Raw genomic sequence first — 24,759 nt, 5'->3', positions numbered from 1 at the left:
TAAAAGCCCATGGCCCGAGTTCGCCACAAACGCAAGCCGGTCGCCGAGATGAACGTGGTGCCTTACATCGACGTGATGTTGGTACTGCTGGTCATCTTCATGGTGACTGCACCCATGCTCAACCAGGGCGTCAAGGTTGATCTGCCCAAGGTTTCCAGTGAAGCCTTGCCGCAGGACAACAATGTCCAGGTCCTGACCATTTCGATCAAGGCTGACAAGACCTATTACTGGAACCTTGGCAGCGAAGTCGACACCGACAAGCAGATGGACAAGGCCATGACCTTGCCGCAAATGACCGACGCCGTGACCAAGATCATTGCCGCCGGACGTGACCAGGGTAAACAGACCCAGGTCTTCATCCGTGGCGACAAGTCTGTCGATTACGGCGCGGTCATGGGTGCCATGGGCGGGTTGCAGAAGGCGGGTGTCGGTAACGTTGGCCTGATTACCGAGGCGCCCTGATGCAACAGCGAGAGCCATCCGCCTCGGAAAGCTATTTCTGGCCCAGTGTCTGGGCCATTGCGCTGCACGTTCTGGTGTTCGGCATGCTGTTCGTCAGTTTTGCCATGACCCCTGAATTGCCGCCGGCCAAGCCTATTGTCCAGGCAACCCTGTACCAGCTGAAATCGAAAAGTCAGGCGACCACCCAGACCAATCAGAAGATTGCGGGTGAAGCGAAGAAAACTGCATCGCGCCAGACCGAAGAAGAACAGATGGAGCAGAAGAAGGTCGAGCAGCAGGCAGTAAAAGCTGCGGAACAAAAGAAAGAAGAAGCTGCTCAAAAGGCCGAAGAGGCGCGCGCCGAGGCCGAAGCGAAGAAAGCCGAGGACGCCAAGAAGGCTGACGAAGCGAAGAAAACCGCCGAAGCCAAAAAGGCCGAAGAGGCGAAAAAGGCCGCCGAGAAGCAGCAGGCAGACATCGCCAAGAAGAAAGCCGAAGAGGAAGCCAAGAAAAAGGCTGAGGAAGAAGCCAAGAAAACGGCGGCAGAAGAAGCCAAGAAAAAAGCAGCCGAGGACGCCAAGAAGAAGGCGGCCGAAGATGCCAAGAAGAAAGCAGTGGCCGAAGAGGCGAAGAAAAAGGCTGCTGAAGACGCGAAGAAGAAAGCCGCAGCCGATGCGGCCAAGAAGAAGGCACAGGATGCAGCCCGCAAGGCGGCGGAAGACAAGAAAGCCCAGGCCCTGGCCGAGCTGCTGTCTGACACCACCGAACGGCAACAGGCATTGGCTGACGAGCAAGGCGACCAGGTGGCCGGCGATTTCGACGACCTGATCCGTGCACGTGCAGCTGAAGGCTGGGCACGTCCACCTTCTGCGCGCAAGAACATGACGGTGGTTCTGCAGATCGGCATGCTGCCAGATGGCACCATTACTTCGGTGAGCGTAGCCCGCTCCAGTGGTGACGGTCCATTCGACAGCTCGGCTGTGGCCGCAGTGAAGAACATTGGTCGCCTAACCGAAATGCAGGGCTTGAAACCGAGCGAATTCAATCCCTATCGTTCATTCAAGATGACATTCACACCTGAGGATCTAGCCTTGTGATTAAACTTCTTCGAGGACTGCTGGTCGCTCTCTGCTGCGTAGCAGGGATCGCCATGGCAGAAGAAAAGAACATTCTGGTCACCAGCGGCAGTGACCGCGCCACGCCGATCGCGGTCGTGCCGTTCGGTCTGCAGGGCGGCAGCGTGCTGCCGGAAGACATGGCTGATATCATCGGCAATGACCTGCGCAACTCCGGCTATTACTCGCCGATTCCGCGCCAGAACATGATCAGCCAGCCGAGCCAGGCCAGCGAAGTCATTTTCCGTGACTGGAAAGCGCTGGGTGCCCAGTACGTCATGGTCGGCAGCATCGTGCCGGCAGGCGGTCGCCTGCAGGTGCAGTACGCGCTGTTCAACGTCGCCACCGAGCAGCAAGTGCTGACCGGCAGCGTGTCGGGCAGTGTTGACCAGTTGCGCGACATGTCGCACTACATCGCCGACCAGTCGTTCGAGAAACTCACCGGTATCAAAGGTGCGTTCTCTACCCGCATGTTGTACGTGACGGCGGAGCGTTTCTCCACCAACAACACCCGCTACACCCTGCAGCGTTCGGACTACGACGGCGCGCGTGCGGTGACCCTGCTGCAATCGCGTGAGCCGATCCTGTCGCCACGTTTTGCGCCCGATGGCAAGCGCATTGCCTATGTGTCGTTCGAGCAGAAGCGTCCGCGCATTTTCGTACAGCACATCGACACCGGTCGTCGCGAGCAGATCACCAACTTCGAAGGCCTCAACGGTGCGCCGGCCTGGTCGCCGGATGGTTCGCGCCTGGCGTTCGTCCTGTCCAAGGACGGCAACCCGGACATCTATGTGATGAACATGGGGTCGCGTCAGCTGTCGCGCGTTACTGCAGGCCCGGGTATCAATACCGAGCCGTTCTGGGGTAAAGATGGTTCGACCATCTACTTCACTTCCGACCGCGGTGGTAAACCACAGATCTATAAAACCAGTGTTTCCGGTGGTGGTGCCGAACGTGTAACTTTTGTAGGTAACTACAACGCCAACCCTAAACTTTCGGCGGATGAAAAGACCCTGGTGATGATTCATCGTCAACAAGGTTTCACCAACTTCAAGGTGGCGGCGCAAGATTTGCAACGCGGTAGTGTAAAGATTCTCTCGGAGACAAGTCTTGATGAGTCTCCTACTGTTGCGCCCAACGGCACCATGCTAATCTACGCCACCCGCCAGCAGGGCCGGGGAGTCTTGATGCTCGTCTCTCTCAACGGACGCGTGAGGCTCCCGCTTCCTACCGCTCAAGGCGAAGTCAGAGAACCGTCCTGGTCCCCTTACCTGAACTGATGCGGCGCTTCACGCTTTACGCTTTACGTTGTACTTAACACATTGGGGTTCATTAGGAGTTTCACGATGGAAATGCTGAAGTTTGGTAAGTTTGCTGCGCTGGCTCTGGCCATGGCCGTAGCCGTAGGTTGCTCTTCGAAAGGCGGTGACGACGCAGGTCAAGGCGCTGTCGACCCTAACGCTGGTTACGGTGCCAACACTGGCGCTGTTGACGGCAGCCTGAGCGAAGAAGCTGCTCTGCGCGCAATCACCACCTTCTACTTCGAATACGACAGCTCGGACCTGAAGCCAGAAGCCATGCGCGCTCTGGACGTTCACGCCAAGGATCTGAAAGGCAACGGCGCTCGCGTCGTGCTGGAAGGCAACACCGACGAGCGCGGTACTCGCGAATACAACATGGCTCTGGGCGAGCGTCGTGCGAAAGCCGTTCAGCGCTACCTGGTACTGCAAGGCGTTTCTCCTGCCCAGCTGGAACTGGTTTCCTACGGCGAAGAGCGTCCAGTTGCCACCGGCAACGACGAGCAGTCCTGGGCTCAGAACCGTCGCGTCGAACTGCGTAAGTAATTCGATATGCGAATGTGCCGTCGTGCTGTAACCGTCCTGGCGCTCAGCCTGCCACTCGTGGCATGGGCTGAGGTTCCTGTTGTTGATGACAACGCTGGCTATAGCGGCGCAAGCAGCTATCCGCCATCGGGTTATGGTACGAACGGCGCCTACGCCGGGGGAGGGGTTACGGCCCCTGCCTCGGCGCAGGGTCAGCTGTTCATGCAGCTGCAGCAGATGCAAGATCAGTTGTCGCGTCAACAAGGCATCATCGAAGAGTTGCAAAACGATGTAGCACGCATGAAACAGGAGAGCCTGGAGCGTTACCAGGACCTGGATCGGCGTATTGGAAGCGGTGTTGCACCTGCCGCCACTCCTGATAATTCCGCTGCCGGTGGCGCTGCCGCCGGTGCTGCTGCAGGCGCTGCCAGCGCGCAAGCTCCTGCAGCCAGTAGCGAACCTGGCGATCCGGCCAAAGAGAAGCTCTATTACGACGCAGCCTTTGACCTGATCAAAGCCAAGGATTTCGACAAGGCCAGCCAGGCGTTCAACGCCTTTCTGCGCAAATACCCCAACAGTCAGTACGCGGGTAATGCCCAGTACTGGTTGGGTGAGGTGAACCTGGCCAAGGGCGACCTGCAAGCTGCAGGGCAAGCCTTCGCCAAGGTCAGCCAGCTGTACCCCAAGCACAACAAAGTGCCGGATTCCCTGTACAAGCTGGCTGATGTTGAGCGCCGCTTGGGGCACACCGACCGGGTCAAAGGCATCCTGCAACAAGTCGTGACCCAGTACCCGGGTACCTCGGCCGCTCAGTTGGCCCAGCGCGACCTGCAGAAGCTCTGATTCAAGCGTTTCAAAGAAACCCGCGCTCGCCGCGGGTTTTTTCGTTAGAATCTCTGCCCTTTTATTTGAATACGCTGCTGCGAACTGCGCGATGCCGGGTTCTCAGCAGTGCCTGACGGAGGCGGACAGCCTGTTTAGCTGTTACGCCCGTGGCGACTATGCAAGACACATTACGTATTACCGAAGTTTTTTACTCTTTGCAGGGTGAAACGCGTACCGCTGGCCTGCCTACGGTATTTGTCCGTCTCACCGGCTGCCCGCTGCGCTGCCAATACTGCGACAGCGAATACGCCTTCAGCGGCGGCAGCATTCGTACCCTCGATTCGATCCTTGAGCAGGTTGCCGGCTTCAAGCCGCGCTATGTCTGCGTCACCGGTGGTGAACCGTTGGCCCAGCCCAATGCCATTCCTTTGCTCAAACAGCTCTGTGATGCCGGCTATGACGTTTCGCTGGAAACCAGTGGTGCGCTGGATATTTCCAAGGTAGACGCGCGCGTCAGCCGGGTTGTCGACCTGAAAACCCCGGGTTCCGAGGAAGTGCACCGCAATCGTTACGAGAACATCGAGCTGCTGACCGCCAATGACCAGGTCAAGTTCGTCATCTGCTCTCGCGAGGACTACGACTGGGCGGTGTCAAAACTGATTCAGTACGGTCTGGAGAAGCGCGCGGGCGAGGTGCTGTTCTCGCCAAGCCACCATCAGGTGAGCGCCACGGACCTGGCGGACTGGATCGTGGCAGACAATTTGCCGGTTCGTTTTCAGATGCAGCTGCACAAGCTGCTGTGGAATGACGAGCCAGGGCGCTGACAGGAGTGAATGCAATGACTGAGAAACGTGCGGTAATCCTGCTTTCCGGTGGCCTGGATTCGGCCACTGTGGTGGCCATGGCCAAAGCCGAAGGCTATAAGTGCTACACCATGAGTTTTGACTACGGGCAGCGCCATCGTGCCGAGCTCAACGCTGCAGCGCGGGTAGCCCGCGACCTCGGCGTGGTCGAGCACAAGGTCATCGGTTTGAACCTGGACGGTATCGGCGGCTCGGCGCTGACCGACAGCAGCATCGATGTACCCGAGGCCCCGACTGAAGGCATACCGGTAACCTACGTGCCAGCACGCAACACGGTGTTCCTGTCCCTCGCCCTGGGTTGGGCCGAAGTGCTCGAGGCACGGGATATTTTCATCGGTGTGAACGCTGTGGACTATTCTGGTTATCCAGACTGCCGTCCGGAGTTTGTCGAGGCGTTCGAGCGCATGGCTAACCTGGCGACCAAGGCCGGTGTAGAGGGGCAGGGCTTTCGCATTCAGGCGCCGCTGCAGAACCTGAGCAAGGCGCAGATCGTTCAGGCCGGCATGGCCCGTGGCGTGGACTACAGCCTGACGGTTTCCTGCTACCAGGCGGACGATGAAGGCCGTGCCTGTGGCAAATGCGACAGCTGCCGCCTGCGTGCCGATGGCTTCAAAGCGGCCGGTGTAGAAGACCCAACACGATATTTTTAAACTTTTTTGCGATGGGGTGTTGATTTCCTGTTAGAAATCAGTATTATACGCGCCATCCAACGGGTCGTTAGCTCAGTTGGTAGAGCAGTTGGCTTTTAACCAATTGGTCGTAGGTTCGAATCCTACACGACCCACCATACGCTGTAAGAGAGAGCCCGCGTCCTGAGAAGGTCGCGGGCTTTTTCGTTTTCGGCCATTTTTCCTTACCAGTGGGTGCACGCGCCGTGTTGTTCAGATTAATTCTGGTCGCCATGTTGTTGGCGATTTCTGCATGCAGTTCTCAACCCACCGGCTCAGGTGGCGACACCGCCAAAGTGGTGGGCGGTGCCTACAAGGTCAAACGCGGCGATACGCTGTATTCGATCGCTACGCGCCATGGCTGGAATTTCAAGGAACTGGCGCGCTTCAACGGCATCAACCCGCCGTACGCGGTCAATGTCGGCCAGACCATCCGCTTTGGCGGCTCGAAAACCACTGCCACACGCAGCACGGCCAGCGCCAGCAAAGGCAAACCGGTCGCTGCGGCCACCAAGGTAACCTTGCGCGGCTGGGCCTGGCCGCTGCAGGGGCCGGTGATTGGCCGCTATTCTGCCGCCGACAAGCTCAACAAGGGCATTCGCATCGCCGCCACTGCCGGGCAGCCGGTGTTTGCCAGCCTGGATGGCAAGGTGGCATTTGCGGTGAACATCCGTGGCTACGGCAACCTGATCATCCTCCAGCACGGCACGTCTCACGCCAGCGTGTACGGCCACAACAGCAAAATGCTGGTCAAGGAAGGGCAGACAGTCAGCAAGGGCCAGAAGATCGCCGAAGCAGGGGACCTGGATACCGATCGGGTGCAGTTGTACTTCGAGATTCGCCAGAACGGCAAACCGATCGATCCGTTGAGCGTGTTGCCAGCAGCCAGCTGATCGGCTGCTGCACTTACCAAACGTAGTTCACGCGCAATGTCCAGGTGTTCACGTCAGGTGACTTGTCCCGCTCCGACACCGTGTCGGTATAGGCGATCATGCCGCCGAACTGCGGCGACAGCATAAAACCCATGCTGGCCCCCGCCAGCACGTTTTCCTGCTTGTTGTCCTGGTTGACGCCATCGACCTTGGTTTCGCCGCCGGTGCTGTAGGTGGCGTCCAGCGAGGCCCAGAGGGCACGGTTGATGGTGTAGCTGTAATGCCCCTCGATGGCGTACAGGGGCTTTTGCTCAAGCTTGCTGTCGCCCAGGTAGTCGTCGTTGTCGCCAAACAATGAGACCCAGGTGTTGACCTCCAGCCAGGTCGGGCCAAACGGCGTGCCAAAGCCGACTTCAGGTTTGAATACCCAACGGTTGGCACCGATGTTGATCACCCGGTCTTTATCGTAGTCGCCGTTGGGGATCGTCAGCCACATTGCACCGGTCATGAAGGTTTCCGGCGTCCAGGTGGCAAACTCTTCGGCGGTCAGTGCAGGGCCACCAAAAAAGTTGTGGGCGAAGACGATTTGCGTGTCACCCAGGCCACCGTTGTGTTTGGTGCCGCTGAAAAAGCGCGCATCGTCGAACGACGCCGCGACATCGGCATAGGGCTGGATCAGCTGGATAGCGCTGTTGCGTCCGGCAATGTCGAATGAGCGTGCCAGGCGCAGCAGGTACAGGTCGGCATCGAGCGACAGGCCGTCAATCGGCAGGGCGGTATCGATGGGGGTGTTGGTGTCGATGCGGTTGTAGTAGCCAAAAACCATGTTCAGGTCGATGGGAATGTTCTGCCAGTCGCGTGCGTTGTCTGCCTGGCCCTGCATCGAGATTGTGCCCAGTGCCAGCAGCGATACTGAAAAACTCACCCGTCTTAGATTCATCATGCTTTCCCGGCAGTGCAACGCGATCATTTGTATTTGATGACAATGCCTTTGAGCTTGCGCCCATCGATGGTTTGCACGTCACGGCTCCACAACGGTCCGCTGACGTACGCAGACACCGGCTGGATGCGATCGTAGACCACCACCACCGCGTCGCCACCGATACTGGCGGCCTGCTCACGCAGCTTCTGTTCGACGTCGGTAATCGGTGGGGCCGGTTCAATACTGGCGTCGATGACGATTTCACCGAGCCGTGTATGTGGGCGCAGCGGCTCGGTACGCAGTACCTGGACGCTGCTGGCGGAAGTCGGTGCGGCATGCGGCACGCCAACGTACTCGGTGGTGCGCGCGTCGATGCTGGTGCAGCCAGCAATGGCCAGCAGTACCGCGGCGAGAAGTGTGCTCCGGGCGAGGAGCCTGCTATCTGTGATCATCCTGCGATTCCCTCCGGGGGCGGTCATGCGTTCAGACAAAGACTTAACTGAAAGTAGCTGCAATTAAGGTGGTCGCAAGCACCCCGGAAAGAATCTCGGTTTTGTGGCGTCAGCCCAGTACCTCACGCAGCCGGTACCACAGCATGCCCAGCGCCAGCAGCGGCGAGCGCAGGGCCTTGCCTCCCGGGAAGGTCATGTGCGGCACGGCGCTGAACACATCCATGCCGTGGCTGTGACCGGCATCGATGGCCTCTGCCAGCAGGCGTGCGGTCCAGTGCGTAACATTCAGGCCGTGCCCGGAATAGCCCTGTGCATAGAACACATTGGGGTGCTGGGACAGACGGCCAACCTGTGGAAAGCGGTTGGCGGTAATGCCGATCTTGCCGCCCCACTGAAACGCGACGCGCGTCTCTGCCAGTTGCGGGAAGACCTTGAGCATCTTCGGTCGCATGTAGGCGGCAATGTCCAGCGGATCGCGTCCGGAGTAATGGCAGGCGCCGCCGAACAGCAGGCGCCGGTCTGCCGTGAGCCGGTAATAGTCCAGGCCGACTTTCTGGTCGCACAACGCCAGGTTCTGTGGGATCAGCGTGCTGGCCAGCGCCGGGGACAGCGGCTCGGTGGCGATGATGTAGCTGCCGGCCGGCAACACCTTGCCGCTCAGCCGGGGTTCTAGCTCGTCCAGGTGGGCGTTGCAGGCCAGCACCAGGCTGCCGGCGCGCACGCTGCCCTGAGCGCAGCGCACGTGCACGGTACTGCCGTGGTTGAGTTCGAGCACAGGGCTGTGTTCGAAAATCCTCACGCCCAGCGACTTCGCCACGCGCGCCTCGCCTAGCACCAGGTTAAGCGGGTGCAGATGGCCCGAGCCGCGGTCGATCAAACCACCGGCGTACACCGAAGAGGCGACCACTTCGTGCATGCGCTCCGGGCCGACCAGTTGCGTTTCGTGGCCGTAGTCCAGGGCGGCGAGGCTCTCTTGCTCGTCGCGAAACGCGGCGAACTGCGCCGGCGTGTTGGCCAGCTCGCAGAAACCCCAGCGCAGGTCGCACTCGATGCCGTGCTCGCGGATGCGGTTGGCGACCACCTCGACCGAGTCGATACCGGCGCGTTGCAGGTACTTCACACCGTCCTGGCCTACGTAGCGGGCAAAGCCATCAACTTCATGGCCAATACCGCGGATCAGCTGGCCGCCATTGCGACCGCTGGCGCCCCAGCCAATGCGCCGGGCTTCGAGCAAGATGACCGACAGGCCGCGCTGAGCCAGTTCGATGGCGGTGTTGACGCCGGTAAAACCGCCGCCGATAACGCACACATCGGCGCTCAGCTCACCTTCGAGCACCGGGTGTTCGGGCATGTCCGCGACCGTCGCCCGGTAATAGGAGCTGGCATGTTGTGCAGCAGGGTTCATAGAGGCTTCCCGGTTCATTTGTTCGACTTCACTTTGCTCCAGGAGCGGGTCATCAAGCGCATGATTGCCGGGGTCGGGGTGTTAGAGACATACAGCTTGTCCAGCACCGCCTGCGGTGGATACACCTCGGGGTTGTTGACCAGCTCGGCATCCATGTACTGCTTGGCTGGCGGGTTGGCGTTGGCGTAGCCGACGGTGGCGCTGACCTTGGCGATTACCTGCGGGTCCAGCAGGTAGTTGATAAAGGCGTAGGCCTGTTGCGGGTTGCTGGCGTCAGAAGGAATGGCCAGCAGGTCAAACCACAGGTTGGCACCTTCCTTGGGAATGGCGTAGGCAATGTTGACGCCGTTGTTGGCTTCCTTGGCGCGGTTGGCGGCCTGGAATACATCGCCGGAGTAACCGAAGGCCACGCAGATATCACCGTTGGCCAGGTCCGAGACGTACTTGGAGGAGTGGAAGTAAGTGATGTACGGGCGCAGGGTCAGCAGTTTGGCCTCGGCCTTTTTGTAATCCTCGACACTATTGCTGCGTGGGTCCATGCCCATGTAGTTGAGGATCGCCGGGAACAGTTCGTCCGCCGAATCCATAAAGGACACGCCGCATTTGCTGAGCTTCTTGAGATTCTCCGGTTCGAACATCACCGCCCACGAGTCGATGTGATCGATCCCCAGCACCTGCTTGACCTTGTCAACGTTGTAGCCGATGCCGTTGGTCCCCCACAGGTAAGGCACCGAATGCTGGTTGCCGGCGTCGTTTTCTTCCAGGGCCTTGAGCAGCACCGGGTCGAGGTTCTTCCAGTTGGGCAATTGCTCACGGTCGAGTTTCAGGAACGCGCCGGCTTTGACCTGGCGCGCCAGAAAGTGGTTGGAAGGCACGACGACGTCGTAGCCGGTGCGACCGGCCAGCAACTTGCCTTCCAGGGTTTCGTTGGAGTCGAACACGTCATAGATGACCTTGATACCGGTGCTGCCCTGAAAGTCCGTCAGGGTGGTATCACCGATGTAGTCGGTCCAGTTGTACACGCTGACACTGGGCTGGGCCTGGGCCGCGGCGCTGACCAGCAGCGCCAGGGTTGCACTTGCAACTGTTTTCAATGAACGCATATCGACGCCTCTTCGAATTGTTTTATCGATGTGTTGTACGCGACGCGGCTCAGACGCTGAGCAGCAGGAACTCCCGCTCCCAGGAGCTGATCACGCGCTTGAAGTTTTCATGTTCGGCGCGTTTCACCGCCACATAGCCACGCACGAACTTGCTGCCCAGGTGCTGCTCTACACTCGGGCAGTCTTCCATGTTGGCCAGGGCGTCTTCGATGGTGATCGGCAGGCGCAGGTTGCGCCGCTCATAGGCACGGCCCTGCACCGGGGCGCTGGGGTTGATCTTCTCGACCATGCCCAGGTAGCCGCACAGCAGGCTGGCGGCGATGGCCAGGTAAGGGTTGGCATCGGCGCCCGGCAGGCGGTTTTCAACACGCATGGCGTCCGGGCTCGAGGTTGGTACGCGCAGGCCTACGGTGCGGTTTTCTTCGCCCCACTCGACGTTCACCGGTGCCGAGGTATCGGGCAGGAAGCGGCGGAACGAGTTGACGTTCGGGGCGAACATCGGCAACACCTTGGGGATGTACTTTTGCAGGCCGCCGATGTGCTGCAGGAACAGCTCGCTCATCTGCCCGTCTTCGTTGACGAAGATCGGCTTGCCGGTGGCGATGTCGACCACGCTCTGGTGCAGGTGCATGGCGCTGCCAGGCTCGTCGCCCACCGGCTTGGCCATGAAGGTGGCGGTGACGTTGTGCTTGAGCGCCGCCTCGCGCATGGTGCGCTTGAACACAGTGATCTGGTCAGCCAGGTCCAGGGCGTCGCCGTGACGGAAGTTGATCTCCATCTGTGCCGGGCCGTCTTCGTGGATCAGGGTGTCGAGGTCCAGGCCCTGGGCTTCACACCAGTCGTAAACGTCTTCGAACAGCGGATCGAATTCGTTGGCGGCATCGATGGAGAACGACTGCCGGCCGCTTTCTGCGCGGCCTGAACGGCCCAAAGGCGCTTGCAGCGGCAGGTCGGGGTCTTCGCAGCGCTGGGTCAGGTAGAACTCCATCTCCGGCGCGACGATTGGCTGCCAGCCCTTGTCGGCGTACAGCTTCAGTACTTTTTTCAGGACGTTGCGCGGCGACAGTTCAATCGGGTTGCCTTGCTTGTCGAAGGTGTCGTGGATCACGATCGCGGTCGGCTCGATCGCCCATGGCACCACGTACACGGCGGCGGAGTCCGGACGGCAGACCATGTCGATGTCGGCCGGATCCAGCAGGTCGTAGTAGATGTCGTCGTCGACGAAATCCCCGGTTACCGTTTGCAACAACACACTTTCCGGCAGGCGCATGCCTCGCTCATGCAGGAACTTGTTGGTGGGTGCGATTTTGCCGCGGGCGATCCCGGTCAGGTCACTGACCACGCACTCGACTTCGGTAATCTTGTGTTCTTTCAGCCACGCAGACAGCTGATCGAAAGGGGCATTCATAAAGACCTCGTTATTGGTTTTATTCCGCGCCAGGACCAGCGATCAAGGCCGGTATGCCGTCTGGACGACTTCCCCTGCAGCGCGTTGAGGTCTATCTTGGGTGACGCTTGCGTATCGATCTATCCACTTTCTGCAGGACAAAACGCACCAAAAGAGTGCGTAAAGAGCGACTCATGACCGCGGTAAATCCGTTTCAGGTACAAGCTTTCAGCACCGCCGACGTCGGTGAACAGGTGCGTGCGACCCCCAGCTGGACCCAGCATTACCAGCAAATGTCCCCCGGGCATTTTGCCGGGCAGATCCGTTGCCTGGACCTGCAGGGCGTGGAGATTTACGAGGAGTCGATGAACACCCGGGTCGAGCAGAATTTCAGTGCGCCGGCGGGGGCGTTGGCCTTTTGTTTTGATCGCACGGACAACAGCCTGTACCTGCTCAACGGCGAAAGCCGCAACATCTGGATCACTCCAGAGAACTATCAGGAAGTGGCCGTGGTGTTCGGCCCGGAGTTCGTTCAACGTCATGGCCTCGACATCAATCGCCTTGAAGGGCTGTTCATGGCGCCGCTCAATTCGCTGCAGAATGCGCTGTTCAGCCGCTGGCTGAGCGGTACCCTGACGCGCCTGGGGCAGGCCGTTGATGTGCCGAGCCGCGACGCGCTGGCCGAGCAGTTGTTCGACGACTGCCTGTTCATTCTCGACAACGCCTCGGCGTGCCTTGATCGCGGCGCCCTGTGGCGACGTTCCGAGGAGCGCACGATCATGCGCCGGGTGGGCGAATGGGCCGCCGACTGTCCCGAAGAGACCCTCAACCTGCTGGAGCTGGCAGACGTCGCCGGGGTTTCCTTGCGCCAACTGCAACAAGCGTTCAAGGCCTTTACCGGCATGACCCCGGCGCACTGGTTGCGCCTGCGGCGGCTGAACAGTGCGCGCCGCGAGTTGCTCGGTTGCCGGGCGGGCGGCAGCACCGTGGCCGAAGTGGCCATGCACTGGTCGTTCTGGCACCTGGGGCGGTTCTCCAGCAGCTACCAGCAGTTGTTCAAAGAGTTGCCCAGCGAGACGCTCAAACGCGCGCAACAGCGCACCTGAACGGGTAAAAGCCGTGCATCTGATGCTGTCGGCGATAGCGCCCGGAGTGGTATGTTCTATCCAATAAATGAAGTCGATAGATTGGAAAGACCATGCCAAGAGCCTCCCACCAAGACCTGCGTCGCGCGTTTCGTAAACTCCTTGCTTCTCCTGCCTGCTACCACACGGCTTCCGTGTTCGATCCAATGTCAGCGCGTATCGCTGCCGACCTTGGCTTTGAGGTAGGCATCCTGGGTGGTTCGGTTGCTTCTCTGCAGGTGCTGGCTGCACCTGATTTTGCCTTGATCACCCTCAGCGAGTTCGCCGAACAGGCCACGCGTATCGGCCGGGTAGCGCAGCTGCCGGTGATTGCCGACGCCGACCATGGCTACGGCAACGCCCTGAACGTCATGCGTACGGTCACCGAACTTGAGCGTGCGGGCATCGCCGCGCTGACCATTGAAGACACCCTGTTGCCGGCTCAGTTCGGGCGCAAATCCACCGACCTGATCAGCATTGCCGAAGGCGTTGGCAAGATCCGTGCGGCGCTGGAAGCGCGTGTCGATCCGGAGCTGTCGATCATCGCCCGGACCAACGCTGCACTGATCCCGGTCGAGGAAGTCATCGCCCGTACCGTGGCCTACCAGAATGCCGGGGCCGATGCCCTGTGCATGGTTGGCATCCGCGACTTCGAGCACCTTGAGCAGATTGCCGCCCACCTGAGCGTGCCGCTGATGCTGGTGACCTACGGCAACCCGCAGCTGCACGACGACGCCCGCCTGGCGCAACTGGGCGTACGCATTGCCGTGGACGGCCATGGCGCGTATTTCGCCGCGATCAAGGCGACCTACGACTGCCTGCGCGAGCAACGCAAGATCACCAGCAGCGCGTCGGACCTGAGCGCCACCGAACTTACCCATACCTACACGGTGCCGAACGACTACATCGTCTGGGCCCGTGAGTTCATGGATGTCAACGAATAGGCCAAGTGCCTCTTAGCAACACCCTTTAAAAAATGGACGAACGGAACAATTCATGAAGAAGACAACAGGTGTACTAGGGCTCGTCGTTGTCGTGGCTGCAGCGTGCACGGCAGGCGCCTGGTACACCGGAAAGCAGTTGCCCGATGTGCTCAATCAGGCCGTGGCACAAGCCAATGCACAGCTCAAGCTGTCGGCCGGCGATGTCACGCTGGAGCTGGCGTCGGTGGAATCGCACCTGTATTCGAGCACCGTGCATTACCGCATCAAAGCCAACAACCTGATGGTCGGCGAGGAACTGCGCAGTTTCGAACTGGGCTTTGTCGATCGCGTCGAGCACGGCCCTTTGCCATGGTCGCGGGTCAAAGCGTTGAAGCTCATGCCGGTCATGGCGTACAGCAACTACGCCCTGGAAAAGGACGCGGTCACTGCGGACTGGTTCGCTGCCAGCGGCGATGTTCCGCCGATCTATGGCCACAACAGTCTGGGGTACGACGGTTCGACCGACGGCACGTTCATCATGCCGCCAATGGAATTGACCGAGTCGGGGCAATCGCTGGTGAAGTTCTCCGGGTTGAACGTGCAGGCGACGGGCACGCGCAATGCCGAGCAAGTCACCTTCAGCGGCAACTCGGCGAATGTGAACTTCAACCTGGTTGACCAGAGCGGTGCGCCAGTGAAGATCGCACTCAAGGACCTGAGCCTGGTCGGGACCATGAGCAAGGCAGCCTCGGGGTTCTATTTCGGCAAAACCAATATGGCCTTGGGTGAGGTCAGCGTGGCCACAGGAGCGCAGCAGAACGTACTGCTGATGAAGGGCCTGGAGCAAAACAGCCAATCCGAGGCGAACGGCGCGAAGTTGTCCGGCACCGTTGCCTACAAGGTGGCCGACATCAACGTTGATGGCCAGCCGGTCGGCTCCAGTGAAATGCTCTGGAGTTTGAAAAACCTTGATATGGACGCCCTGCAGGCGCTGGCTGCCTGGCACCAGAGCCGGCTGCCGGAGTTTCAGGCCGCGGCGGCGAAGGGTGAGGTCTTCCCGTCGTTGCCGATGACCGAGGCGGAAAAAACCCAGGTCTATGGCAACGTCCAGCAGGTGCTGGCGGCCAAGCCACAGATTGCCCTGGAAAATTTCTCCTTCAAGACGGCTAATGGCGAGAGCCGTTTCAGCCTGAGCGTCGACCTGGCCAAGCCAGCGTCTCTGGAGCTGCCACCGGCGGATCTGTACAAGCAGATGATCGCCCAGGTGCAAGGCTCGCTGCAGCTGTCCAAGCCAATGATCGGTGACCTGGCCGTGCTGCAGGCCCGGCTTGCAGGTCAGAGCGATGCGCAAGTGTTGTCTACCCAGGCATCGCAGGCCGGGGAAATGGTCGGCATGATGGCGGTGCAGAGCCAGATGGCCACGGTGCAGGGCAATGATATTGTCACCCGTTTGCACTACGTTGACGGCATGGTCGATTTCAACGGTCAGAAGTTGACGGTAGAGCAGTTCGCCAGTCTGATCATGGCGAATCTCGGGGCTGTGCGCCCGAGCGAAGGCTGAGGCGGGACTGCGGGGTGACAGGCAGTCGCCCCGCAGTCTGTTTCACTAAAAAAACCTTTTGAATTCATCCGATTATCTGTAGCCTTCGGCATCCCATAAAAACCCGAGGCCGCAGAAGGTCTTTGGTTCTGTCGACAATGCCATTGAGCGCCTTGCCTGCAGAGCCGCTAACCGATTTGCCAGGGCTCGGTGATACACTCGACTTACGCGCACAAGCGCCTGCAGGTCCAGCGATCATGACCCAGATTTCCGAACGCCTTTTGGTCCAAGCCCACCTCGACGCCAAGCAGCCCAAGCCGCTGACGCCCGAGCAAGAGGCCGACTACCGCGCCGCCATCGCCGCCGAACTCAAGGCGCAGAACGCGGTGCTGGTTGCCCATTACTACTGTGACCCGGTAATCCAGGCCCTGGCCGAGGAAACCGGTGGCTGCGTGTCCGACTCACTGGAAATGGCCCGCTTCGGCAACAAGCACGAAGCCAGCACGGTGATTGTCGCGGGTGTGCGCTTCATGGGCGAGACCGCAAAAATCCTCAATCCGGAAAAGCGCGTGCTCATGCCGACCCTGGAAGCGACCTGTTCGCTTGACCTGGGCTGCCCGGTGGAGGAGTTCTCGGCGTTCTGCGACAAGCACCCGGAGCGTACCGTGGTGGTCTATGCCAACACTTCGGCAGCGGTCAAGGCGCGTGCCGACTGGGTGGTGACGTCCAGCTGCGCGCTGGAAATTGTCGAGAGCCTGATGGATAACGGCGAAACCATCATCTGGGGCCCGGACCAGCACCTGGGCCGCTATATCCAGAAACAGACCGGTGCCGACATGCTGCTCTGGGACGGTGCCTGCATCGTTCATGAAGAGTTCAAGTCGCGCCAGTTGGCCGACATGAAGGCGCTGTACCCGGAAGCTGCGATCCTGGTGCACCCGGAGTCGCCGGAAGCGGTCATCGACCTTGCCGATGCAGTAGGCTCCACCAGCCAGCTGATTGCCGCCGCGCAAACTATGCCGAACAAGACCTTCATCGTTGCCACCGACCGCGGCATCTTCTACAAGATGCAGCAGTTGTGCCCCGACAAGGTCTTCATCGAAGCGCCTACCGCCGGCAACGGCGCGGCCTGCCGCAGTTGCGCACATTGCCCGTGGATGGCGATGAACACCCTTGAGCGCACCTTGCAGTGCCTGCGTGAAGGCAGCAACGAGATCTTCGTCGAGCCGGCGCTGATTCCCCAGGCGATCAAGCCACTCAAGCGCATGCTCGACTTTACCCAGGCAGCGCGGATGAAGTTGTCCGGTAACGCCTGACAACTGCGCAGCGCTCCGGCATCGCAGTGAGTCCGCTCGCACAGGTACATTGCAAGTCTCAAGAACTGCGCAGACCCTGTGGGAGCGGGTTTACCCGCGAAGGACTACTTAGCAGGCCCGGCTCGTCAGGCGTGGTGTCTTTTCGCGGGTAAACCCGCTCCCACAAAGACAGTTGTTCCTGCAGTTGCCTGTGTCTCAGCGCATCATTTCCTTGACCATCCGCTGCTGCTCCAGCAACTCGCGCTGGCGCGCATCGATTTTCGACGCCAGCACAAAGTTGTTGCCCGCCCGCTGTTTGGCGTAGTCAAGCTGCTGCAGGGCCTGGTCAAAGTCGCCCACCAGGGCAAAGTACTCGGCACGGGCCTGGTGCAGGCCGATGGTGTTGCCGGACAGCCCGCGAACCTCGGCCACGTCGTACCACACGTCCGGGTCCTCCGGACGGTTCTTGAGCAAGGCATCCAGGGCTTTCTCAGCCTCCGCCGGCCGGTTCTGCTTGAGCAACAGGTCAATGCGCGCCTGCTGCAGCGGGTAGTTGGCCGGGTACAGGGCACGCATGCGCTCGACCCGTTGCTGGGCATCGGCCAGGCGATTGTTGGTGATGTCCAGGTCGATCTGCGCCAGGTTGTAGGTGACGTCGTTGGGCGCCTTGTCCAGCAACGGCTTGAGCGCGTCACGGGCCTCGTTGAGGCGACCGCCCTTGATCAGCGCAAGCGCCAGGCCGTAGCGCGCCGAGTCGAGTTTCGGGTCTTCATCCAGCTGCGCGCGGAAGCGCTTGGCAGCGAGGCCCGGCGTACCTTCGTAGATCAACGCGACGCGGGCGCGGATCAGTTGATAGCGCGCGCTGTCTTCGGTACCGCCCTTGGGCGCCTGTTCGGCGCGGTTGCGGGTGTCGGCGATACGCGATTCGGTCACCGGGTGAGTCAGGAGAAATTCCGGCGGTTTGGCGTCGTAGCGGTACTGGCGCATCAGGCGCTCGAACATGCTCGGCATGTTGCGCGGGTCGTACCCTGCCTTTTCCAGGTTGAGGATACCGATACGGTCGGCTTCCTGTTCGTTCTGTCGGGAGAAGCGCCGTTGTTCCTGAATGGCGGCGGCCTGGGTACCGGCAATCGCGGCGATACCGGCATCGCCGGCACCGGCGGCGGCAGCGACGATACCGGCAAGCAGTGCCGCCATCATCGGCAACTGCATGCGTTGTTGGGCTTCAACGCCGCGGGCAAAGTGGCGTTGCGACAAGTGCGCCAGTTCGTGCGCCAGTACCGAGGCGTATTCGCCTTCGGTCTGGGCATTGAGGAACAGGCCACCGTTGACCCCGACAATCCCGCCGGGGGCGGCGAAGGCGTTGAGTTCGCGGCTGTCGATGAGGATGAATTCAAGGCGGCGGTCTTGCAGCTGGCTGGTTTCGGCCAGGCGGTAGACGCTGGTTTCGACATAATCCTTGAGCTGGGGATCGTTCAGTTGATTGACATTGCCCCGCAGCAAACTGAGCCAGGCGCGGCCCAGCTGGTGTTCCTGTTGCGGGGAGACAATGGCAGAACTGGCGTCGCCCAGTGACGGCAGGTCGTCGGCATGGCCAGGCAGCGCCATCAAACAGGCCAGCGTCAGCAGGGTAGGGCGCAGTAAATTCATGCACGAAGCTCTGGTCGACAAAGAACCTTACTGTAGCTGGCTCACACGTTGGCGACCAGTGGCGGTATTCTACCGGGCTTGATCGAGCATGCCTGACTGGAGCCCCTGATGAGCGATACCCCGACGTTTGACGCCGAACTCGATGCCTGCGGCCTGAACTGCCCGCTGCCATTGCTCAAGGCAAAGATGGAGCTCAATCGCCTGGCCAGTGGCGCGGTACTCAAGGTGCGGGCCACCGATGGCGGGTCGCAACGCGATTTTCGCACTTTTGCAAAACTGGCTGGTCATACACTGTTGCTCGAAACGGCCGAAGACGGTGTTTACACCTACTGGCTGCGCAAAGCCTGAGTTTTTCCCTAAGGATCATTAATGTTCAAGGTGCTTCGCGACTGGATGCATCGCTACTTCTCCGACGAAGAAGCAGTGGTGCTGGTGGTCTTGCTGTTTCTGGCCTTTACCGCCGTCCTGACCCTCGGTGGCATGCTCGCACCGGTATTGGCCGGTATGGTGCTGGCGTTTCTCATGCAGGGGCTGGTCAATGCCCTGGAGCGCCTGCGGGTGCCGACCCGCTATGCGGTAGGCGTGGTGTTCACCCTGTTCATGGGCGCCCTGGCGGTGTTTCTGCTGGTGCTGGTGCCGTTGCTGTGGCATCAGTTGATTACCTTGCTCAACGAGCTCCCCGGGATGCTGGGCAAGTGGCAGTCGTTGTTGCTGCTGTTGCCTGAGCGCTACCCGCACCTGGTCTCAGATGAGCAGGTGCTGCAGGCCATCGAGGCAATGCGTGGCGAGATCGGCAAGTTCGGGCAGTGGGCGTTGACGTTTTCGCTTTCCAGCCTGCCGCTGCTGGTCAACATCATGATTTACCTGGTGCTGGTGCCGATCCTGGTGTTCTTCTTCCTCAAGGACCGCGAGCTGATTGCGCGCTGGGTCAGTGGCTACCTGCCGCGCGAGCGCAAGCTGATGACCCGGGTGGCCGAGGAAATGAACCGGCAGATCGCCAACTACATTCGCGGCAAGGGCATCGAAATCCTCATCTGCGGGGTAGCGACCTATATCGCATTCATTGCCCTGGGGCTCAACTATGCGGCTTTGCTGGCCTTGCTGGTGGGGTTGTCGGTGGTGGTGCCGTACGTGGGGGCGGTGGTGGTCACCGTGCCGGTCACCCTGATTGCGCTGTTCCAGTGGGGCTGGGGCGATCAGTTCATCTACCTGATGGCGGTGTACGCGATCATCCAGGCGCTGGATGGCAACGTGCTGGTGCCGTTGCTGTTCTCCGAGGCGGTGAGTCTGCACCCGGTGGCAATCATCTGTGCGGTGCTGCTGTTCGGGGGCTTGTGGGGGTTCTGGGGAATCTTCTTTGCGATCCCGCTGGCGACGCTGTTCAAGGCAGTGCTGGATGCCTGGCCAAGGCAGGAGCCAGCAGTGGCGCCGTTACTGTAACCAGACTGCAGGAGCGGATGAGTCCGCTCCTGCAAAAGCCCTGAACGGTATGTTTCAGGCCTTGTTCAACGCCTGCGCTTCAGCCAGTACGGCGTCCACGTGTCCCGGAACCTTCACGCCGCGCCACGCCTTGCGCAGCACGCCGTGCTTGTCGATCAGGAAGGTGCTGCGGTCGACACCCATGTATTCCTTGCCATACAGCTTCTTCAGCTTGATCACATCGAACAGCTGGCACAGGGCTTCGTCCTTGTCACTGATCAGCTCGAACGGGAAACCTTGCTTGGCCTTGAAGTTCTCGTGCGACTTGAGGCCATCACGCGACACGCCGAACACTTCGGTGTTGGCCGCCTGGAACGCTGCGTACTGATCGCGAAAGCCCTGACCTTCGGTGGTGCAGCCCGGCGTGCTGTCCTTGGGGTAGAAGTAGATCACCACCTGTTTGCCGGCAAGACCGGACAGGCTGACGCTCTGGCCACTGGTGGCCTGCGCCTGGAAGTCGGCGACGGGTTGGTCGAGTTCAACGGCCATGGTGAGCTTCCTTACAGTGGGTTTTGTGGGCGCCAAGGTTCGATCAGTGCATCCAGGTTCAAGGCGTCGGAAAAGTCCAGGAACTGCTCGCGCAACCAGCTGATCTGGGTGCCGGCCGGCAGGGTCACGGTCAGCGTCGCATTGAGCATGGTGCCGCCGGTCTGCGGTGCCTGATAGGTGTCGCAGGTAAGGTTTTCCAGCTCGACATGGTGATCAATGAAGAACTGGCACAGCTCGTTGATGATGTCCGGGCGGTAGGCGGCGCTGACGTAGGCGACATACGGCAGCGACAACGGGCGTACTTCGAGCTCGGCGCTGCGCACCACGTTCACGGTGAAGGCGTGTTTCTTCGCCAGGCCCGGCAAGGCACCTTCGAAACGGGCGAGGGCGTCCCAGCTGCCAGCGACCTGCAGCACCAGCGCGCTGCATTCGCCATGACGGGTCAGGCGCGAGGTGACGACCGAGCAGCGATTATCGTTGCTGGCCCGGCACAGGATATTGGTCAGTTCCATCGGATTGGGGCCAAGGGCACTGATGACAAGGAATTGTTCGCGAACGGTGGGGGTGGACATGCAGCATTCCTAAAGCGATGAGCGGTCGGTACCTGACGGGTCAGAAAGGCGTGTGGGCGTGGTCCCGGGGCTCAGGATCGAGGCTTTGGGCACTGCCTGCGCAGGTTGTCGGCAGCCCGGCGGGCCGCTGTGTACCGATCAAAGACAGAAGGGTAGCGAAAATGGCCGCCGAGGGGAATGCTCCAGCCGCCTGCTTCGCTTGTGCAAGGCCGATGGCGCCAGTACCATTACCGCTCTCTTTTTCCGGCAGGAGCAGTTTCATGATTGCGGGCAGTATGGTGGCATTGGTCACACCCATGGATGCACAAGGGCGTCTTGATTGGGACAGCCTACGCAAACTCGTGGACTTCCACCTGGAAAATGGCACCCACGCCATTGTTGCCGTCGGTACCACCGGCGAGTCGGCGACCCTGGATGTCAAAGAGCACATCGAAGTCATCAAGGCTGTAGTCAAGCAGGTCAATGGCCGTATTCCGGTGATCGCCGGTACGGGTGCCAACTCCACCAGCGAAGCGGTGCACCTGACCCAGAACGCCAAAGACGCCGGCGCCGACGCCTGCCTGCTGGTGGTGCCGTACTACAACAAGCCGACCCAGGAAGGCCTGTACCAGCACTTCAAGCACATTGCCGAAGCCGTGGACATCCCGCAGATCCTCTACAACGTACCCGGCCGCACCTCCTGCGACATGCAGGCCGAGACCGTGATCCGCCTGTCCAGCGTGCCGAACATCATCGGCATCAAGGAAGCCACTGGCGACCTGAAGCGCGCCAAGGCCATTCTCGACGGCGTGAGCAGCGACTTCATCGTGCTGTCCGGTGATGACCCGACTGCCGTCGAACTGATCCTGCTGGGCGGCAAGGGCAACATCTCGGTTACCGCCAACGTCGCCCCGCGCGAAATGGCCGACCTGTGCGAAGCCGCCCTTGAAGGCAAGGCCGAAGAGGCCCGTGCCATCAACGAAAAACTCATGCCGCTGCACAAGCACCTGTTCTGCGAGGCCAACCCGATTCCGGTGAAGTGGGCGCTCGTTGAAATGGGCCTGATGCAACAAGGCATCCGCCTGCCACTGACCTGGCTGAGCGAATCCTGTCACGACATCGTCCGCCAGGCCCTGCGCCAGTCGGGCGTGCTGGTTTAATTGAGGAAGTACACCGCATGAAGCGATTGGCTGGTCTGTCCGCCCTTGCATTGATCATCTCCAGCACCAGCGGTTGCGGCTGGCTGTGGGGTGAAGAGGGTTACTTCCGTGACCGTGGTAGCGATTATCTGGAGGCCACCCAAAAGGCGCCGATGCAGCTGCCACCTGATGTCAGCAGCGCCAAGCGCCTTGATCCACTGCTGCCGATTCCACGCAATGTCGCCGATGACAACGTCAAGGGCGAGTTCGAGGTGCCGCGTCCGCTGCCGTTGAGCGCCGGTTCCGACATCAGTGATTTCAGCCTGCAGAAAAGCGGTAGTGCCCGTTGGGTCCTGGCCCAGCGCGCGCCGGCCGAAGTCTGGCCGGTTGCCCGTCAGTTCTTTGAAGACAACGGCTTCCGTATTGCCGAAGAACGCCCGCAGACCGGTGAGTTCAACACCACCTGGCAGCGTTTCGACGAGCTCTCCACGTCCATGGCCAAGCGCCTGGCCAGTGCCTCGAGCAGCAGCGACAACGAAGTTCGTGCGCGTATCCGCATCGAGCCGGGCGTGCAGCGCAACACCAGTGAAGTCTACATCGTGACCGTCGAGCGTCCGGCTGGCAGCACTGCCGACCAGGCGTTCCCTGCGTCTTCCGACAACACCGGTGTCGATGCCATCCTGGTCGATGAAATGCTCGCCAGCATGACCCGTAGCGCCGAGAAGGGCGGTTCGGTGTCGTTGCTCGCTGCCCGTGATTTCGACGCCCCGAGCCGTGTCAGCCTGAGCGAAGATGGTAGCGGCAACCCGGTATTGAACCTGGGCGCCGATCTCGATCGCGCCTGGTCCAGCGTCGGCCGTGCCCTGGAACAGGGCGAGTGGCGTGTCGAAGACATCAACCGCAGCCTGGGCCTGTACTACATCAACCTGGCTGAAAAGGCCGATGCCAAGGACCAGGAGCCTGGTTTCTTCAGCCGCCTGTTCGGCAGCGCGCCGAGCAAGGAAGAGCGTGAAGCCCGTGCCGAGCGTTATCAGGTTCGCCTGAGCAAGGTCGGCGACAGCGTTCAGGTTACCGTCGAGAAGAACATCAACACCGTGGCACCGGCTGACGTCGCCCGCCGCGTGCTGAGCGTGATTCAGGACAACCTGGGTTAAGTGCGCTTCGCCGTACTTGGAAGTGGAAGCCAGGGAAATGGCACGCTGATCGCCAGTGGCAACACGCTTGTCCTGGTCGATTGCGGCTTTTCCCTGCGCGAGACCGAGCGGCGCCTGGCGCTGCTCGGCGTTCATGCCCAGCAATTGAGTGCCGTGCTGGTCACCCACGAACATGCCGACCACGTGCATGGGGTCGGGTTGCTGTCGCGGCGCTACAATGTACCGGTCTACCTCAGCCAGGGCACCTTGCGCGGCATGCGCAAGCCGGTCGAGGCGGCAGGCTTTCTGGCGGCAAACGAGCAATTGCAGATCGGCGGCCTGACCGTTCGCGCCGTGGGCGTGAGCCACGACGCGCTGGAGCCGTTGCAGTATGTGTTTGACGACGGTAGTCGACGCTTCGGCGTGCTGACCGACCTTGGGTCCTACGATACAACCGTGCTGGAGCATTACCGCGGCCTGAATGCCTTGCTGATCGAGGCCAACCATTGTCGCGACCTGCTCGGACGCGGGCCTTACCCGATGTTTCTCAAACAGCGGGTGGGTGGCGACTACGGACATTTGAATAACCATCAGGCCGCGCGCCTGGTGTCGGAGCTGGACTGGCAGAACCTGCAGCATCTGGTGCTGGCCCATCTCAGTAGCAAGAACAACCAGCCACAGCTGGCCCGGCAATGTTTCGTCGACACCCTCGGGTGCGACCCGGACTGGCTGCAAGTGGCCAACCAGGATTGCGGGCTCGACTGGCGTGATATCGCCTAGCCCATCTTATTTAGCAAGCGGAGCCCATCATGGAAAAACGTGAAGAACTCTACCGCGGCAAAGCCAAGTCGGTTTACAAGACCGACGACGCTGACCGCTTGATCCTGCTGTTTCGCAACGACACCTCGGCGTTCGACGGCAAGCGCATCGAACAGCTCGATCGCAAGGGCATGGTGAACAACAAGTTCAACGCCTTCATCATGCAGAAGCTTGAAGAAGCCGGCATTCCTACCCAGTTCGACAAGCTGCTGGGCGACAACGAGTGCCTGGTCAAGAAGCTCGACATGATCCCGGTTGAATGTGTAGTGCGTAACTACGCAGCCGGCAGCCTGGTCAAGCGCCTGGGCGTGGAAGAGGGCATCAAGCTCGAGCCTTCCACTTTCGAACTGTTCCTCAAGAACGACGAAAAAGGCGACCCGTTCATCAATGAATCGCACGTGGTTGCGTTCGGCTGGGGTACCGCCGAGCAGCTGGTGAAGATGAAGGCCCTGTCGCTCAAGGTCAACGAAGTGCTGAACAAGCTGTTCGACGACGCCGGCCTGCTGCTGGTCGACTTCAAGCTCGAGTTCGGCGTGTTCCACGGCGAAATCGTCCTGGGTGACGAGTTCAGCCCGGACGGTTGCCGTCTGTGGGACAAAGAAACCCGCAAGAAAATGGACAAGGACCGCTTCCGCCAGGGTCTGGGCGACGTAATCGAAGCCTACGAAGAAGTTGCCAAACGCCTGGGCGTGCCGCTGTAAGCGGCAAGTTCACGCAAGCGCCTGATACCACGCGAATTTT

Annotated in this window: 26 protein-coding genes and 1 tRNA gene; 19 read left to right on the top strand and 8 right to left on the bottom strand. The window is 60.5% G+C overall.

Translation table 11 applies throughout. The features are described from left to right. The first annotated feature begins 9 nt into the window (after positions 1-9). The 9 genes from tolR to DM813_RS05195 all read left to right on the top strand — a co-directional run bounded on the left by tolR (position 10) and on the right by DM813_RS05195 (position 6,628). A complete protein-coding gene (tolR, locus tag DM813_RS05235) occupies positions 10-462 on the top strand; it encodes a protein TolR (RefSeq protein WP_065761580.1) in 453 nt (150 codons plus the stop codon). Beyond that, positions 462-1,538: a cell envelope integrity protein TolA gene (tolA, locus tag DM813_RS05230; protein WP_128322362.1), complete on the top strand. Its 1,077-nt coding sequence runs from the start codon at positions 462-464 to the stop codon at positions 1,536-1,538. Before tolR ends, tolA begins: the two co-directional genes overlap by 1 nt. 53 nt (positions 1,539-1,591) lie before the next feature. Continuing rightward, positions 1,592-2,836, top strand: coding sequence for a Tol-Pal system beta propeller repeat protein TolB (gene tolB / locus DM813_RS05225; protein WP_232239803.1), 1,245 nt, complete (start codon positions 1,592-1,594; stop codon positions 2,834-2,836). A gap of 66 nt (positions 2,837-2,902) precedes the next feature. Continuing rightward, the gene (gene pal / locus DM813_RS05220) at positions 2,903-3,400 is read left to right on the top strand and encodes a peptidoglycan-associated lipoprotein Pal (protein WP_028943075.1); all 498 of its coding nucleotides are present in this window, start codon (positions 2,903-2,905) and stop codon (positions 3,398-3,400) included. A gap of 6 nt (positions 3,401-3,406) precedes the next feature. After that, complete coding sequence (gene ybgF, locus DM813_RS05215; RefSeq protein ID WP_128322360.1) at positions 3,407-4,222, top strand: tol-pal system protein YbgF; 816 nt, start codon at positions 3,407-3,409, stop codon at positions 4,220-4,222. Between the two features lie 158 nt (positions 4,223-4,380). After that, positions 4,381-5,028: a 7-carboxy-7-deazaguanine synthase QueE gene (queE, locus tag DM813_RS05210; protein ID WP_128322359.1), complete on the top strand. Its 648-nt coding sequence runs from the start codon at positions 4,381-4,383 to the stop codon at positions 5,026-5,028. A gap of 14 nt (positions 5,029-5,042) precedes the next feature. Beyond that, a complete protein-coding gene (gene queC, locus DM813_RS05205) occupies positions 5,043-5,717 on the top strand; it encodes a 7-cyano-7-deazaguanine synthase QueC (RefSeq protein ID WP_128322358.1) in 675 nt (224 codons plus the stop codon). Between the two features lie 61 nt (positions 5,718-5,778). Next, positions 5,779-5,854, top strand: a tRNA-Lys gene (locus DM813_RS05200). An 87-nt stretch (positions 5,855-5,941) separates the two neighbouring features. Next, complete coding sequence (locus DM813_RS05195; RefSeq protein ID WP_128322357.1) at positions 5,942-6,628, top strand: peptidoglycan DD-metalloendopeptidase family protein; 687 nt, start codon at positions 5,942-5,944, stop codon at positions 6,626-6,628. Between the two features lie 13 nt (positions 6,629-6,641). On the opposite strand, the gene DM813_RS05190 is transcribed toward DM813_RS05195, so the two are convergent. The 5 genes from DM813_RS05190 to DM813_RS05170 all read right to left on the bottom strand — a co-directional run bounded on the left by DM813_RS05190 (position 6,642) and on the right by DM813_RS05170 (position 11,897). After that, positions 6,642-7,490: a transporter gene (locus DM813_RS05190; RefSeq protein WP_241653149.1), complete on the bottom strand. Its 849-nt coding sequence runs from the start codon at positions 7,488-7,490 to the stop codon at positions 6,642-6,644. Between the two features lie 83 nt (positions 7,491-7,573). After that, entirely contained in the window at positions 7,574-7,981 is a 408-nt protein-coding gene (locus tag DM813_RS05185) for a hypothetical protein (RefSeq protein WP_128322355.1), read from the bottom strand. A gap of 109 nt (positions 7,982-8,090) precedes the next feature. Continuing rightward, positions 8,091-9,386 carry an NAD(P)/FAD-dependent oxidoreductase gene (locus DM813_RS05180; protein WP_128322354.1) on the bottom strand — a complete coding sequence of 432 codons (1,296 nt, stop codon included), beginning with the start codon at positions 9,384-9,386 and terminating at the stop codon, positions 8,091-8,093. Between the two features lie 14 nt (positions 9,387-9,400). Beyond that, positions 9,401-10,489, bottom strand: coding sequence for a polyamine ABC transporter substrate-binding protein (locus tag DM813_RS05175; protein WP_128322353.1), 1,089 nt, complete (start codon positions 10,487-10,489; stop codon positions 9,401-9,403). A gap of 49 nt (positions 10,490-10,538) precedes the next feature. Further along, complete coding sequence (locus DM813_RS05170; protein WP_128322352.1) at positions 10,539-11,897, bottom strand: glutamine synthetase family protein; 1,359 nt, start codon at positions 11,895-11,897, stop codon at positions 10,539-10,541. Between the two features lie 173 nt (positions 11,898-12,070). Here DM813_RS05170 and DM813_RS05165 point away from each other — a divergent pair, with 173 nt between their 5' ends. The 4 genes from DM813_RS05165 (at position 12,071) to nadA (ending at position 16,779) form a co-directional block, all read left to right on the top strand. After that, positions 12,071-12,982 (top strand): helix-turn-helix domain-containing protein, encoded by a 912-nt coding sequence (locus DM813_RS05165; RefSeq protein WP_128322351.1) that lies wholly within the window; start codon positions 12,071-12,073, stop codon positions 12,980-12,982. Between the two features lie 92 nt (positions 12,983-13,074). Continuing rightward, positions 13,075-13,944 (top strand): isocitrate lyase/PEP mutase family protein, encoded by an 870-nt coding sequence (locus tag DM813_RS05160; RefSeq protein WP_128322350.1) that lies wholly within the window; start codon positions 13,075-13,077, stop codon positions 13,942-13,944. Between the two features lie 52 nt (positions 13,945-13,996). Beyond that, positions 13,997-15,484, top strand: a complete 1,488-nt coding sequence (locus tag DM813_RS05155) for a YdgA family protein (RefSeq protein WP_128322349.1) — start codon at positions 13,997-13,999, stop codon at positions 15,482-15,484. A gap of 236 nt (positions 15,485-15,720) precedes the next feature. Then, the gene (gene nadA / locus DM813_RS05150; RefSeq protein WP_128322348.1) at positions 15,721-16,779 is read left to right on the top strand and encodes a quinolinate synthase NadA; all 1,059 of its coding nucleotides are present in this window, start codon (positions 15,721-15,723) and stop codon (positions 16,777-16,779) included. 195 nt (positions 16,780-16,974) lie between these two features. On the opposite strand, the gene DM813_RS05145 is transcribed toward nadA, so the two are convergent. Continuing rightward, entirely contained in the window at positions 16,975-18,408 is a 1,434-nt protein-coding gene (locus tag DM813_RS05145) for a M48 family metalloprotease (RefSeq protein WP_128322347.1), read from the bottom strand. A gap of 108 nt (positions 18,409-18,516) precedes the next feature. On the opposite strand from DM813_RS05145, the gene DM813_RS05140 reads away from it, so the two are divergent. Both DM813_RS05140 and DM813_RS05135 read left to right on the top strand, forming a co-directional pair. Next, positions 18,517-18,756: a sulfurtransferase TusA family protein gene (locus tag DM813_RS05140; RefSeq protein ID WP_128322346.1), complete on the top strand. Its 240-nt coding sequence runs from the start codon at positions 18,517-18,519 to the stop codon at positions 18,754-18,756. Positions 18,757-18,777: 21 nt separating this feature from the next. Continuing rightward, complete coding sequence (locus tag DM813_RS05135; RefSeq protein WP_128322345.1) at positions 18,778-19,848, top strand: AI-2E family transporter; 1,071 nt, start codon at positions 18,778-18,780, stop codon at positions 19,846-19,848. Between the two features lie 54 nt (positions 19,849-19,902). Here the strand turns inward: DM813_RS05135 and DM813_RS05130 are convergent, their stop codons facing one another. Together DM813_RS05130 and DM813_RS05125 are read right to left on the bottom strand one after the other, a co-directional pair. After that, positions 19,903-20,376, bottom strand: coding sequence for a peroxiredoxin (locus DM813_RS05130; protein ID WP_128322344.1), 474 nt, complete (start codon positions 20,374-20,376; stop codon positions 19,903-19,905). A gap of 11 nt (positions 20,377-20,387) precedes the next feature. Beyond that, positions 20,388-20,948, bottom strand: a complete 561-nt coding sequence (locus DM813_RS05125) for a glycine cleavage system protein R (RefSeq protein ID WP_128322343.1) — start codon at positions 20,946-20,948, stop codon at positions 20,388-20,390. Positions 20,949-21,208: 260 nt separating this feature from the next. Between DM813_RS05125 and dapA the strand changes: the two genes are divergently transcribed. The 4 genes from dapA to purC are packed head-to-tail and all read left to right on the top strand — an operon-like array spanning position 21,209 to position 24,719. Next, a complete protein-coding gene (dapA, locus tag DM813_RS05120) occupies positions 21,209-22,087 on the top strand; it encodes a 4-hydroxy-tetrahydrodipicolinate synthase (RefSeq protein ID WP_128322342.1) in 879 nt (292 codons plus the stop codon). 17 nt (positions 22,088-22,104) lie between these two features. Then, complete coding sequence (gene bamC, locus DM813_RS05115; protein ID WP_128322341.1) at positions 22,105-23,220, top strand: outer membrane protein assembly factor BamC; 1,116 nt, start codon at positions 22,105-22,107, stop codon at positions 23,218-23,220. After that, positions 23,221-23,979, top strand: coding sequence for an MBL fold metallo-hydrolase (locus DM813_RS05110; protein WP_128322340.1), 759 nt, complete (start codon positions 23,221-23,223; stop codon positions 23,977-23,979). A 29-nt stretch (positions 23,980-24,008) separates the two neighbouring features. Then, the gene (gene purC, locus DM813_RS05105; RefSeq protein WP_038613804.1) at positions 24,009-24,719 is read left to right on the top strand and encodes a phosphoribosylaminoimidazolesuccinocarboxamide synthase; all 711 of its coding nucleotides are present in this window, start codon (positions 24,009-24,011) and stop codon (positions 24,717-24,719) included. Positions 24,720-24,759 lie beyond the last annotated feature (40 nt).

Source organism: Pseudomonas alkylphenolica (genome assembly GCF_004025535.1).
Taxonomy (GTDB): Bacteria; Pseudomonadota; Gammaproteobacteria; order Pseudomonadales; family Pseudomonadaceae; genus Aquipseudomonas; species Aquipseudomonas alkylphenolica_A.
Note: the sequence above shows the minus strand (reverse complement) of the source record. Positions and strands in the feature narration are given on the sequence as shown.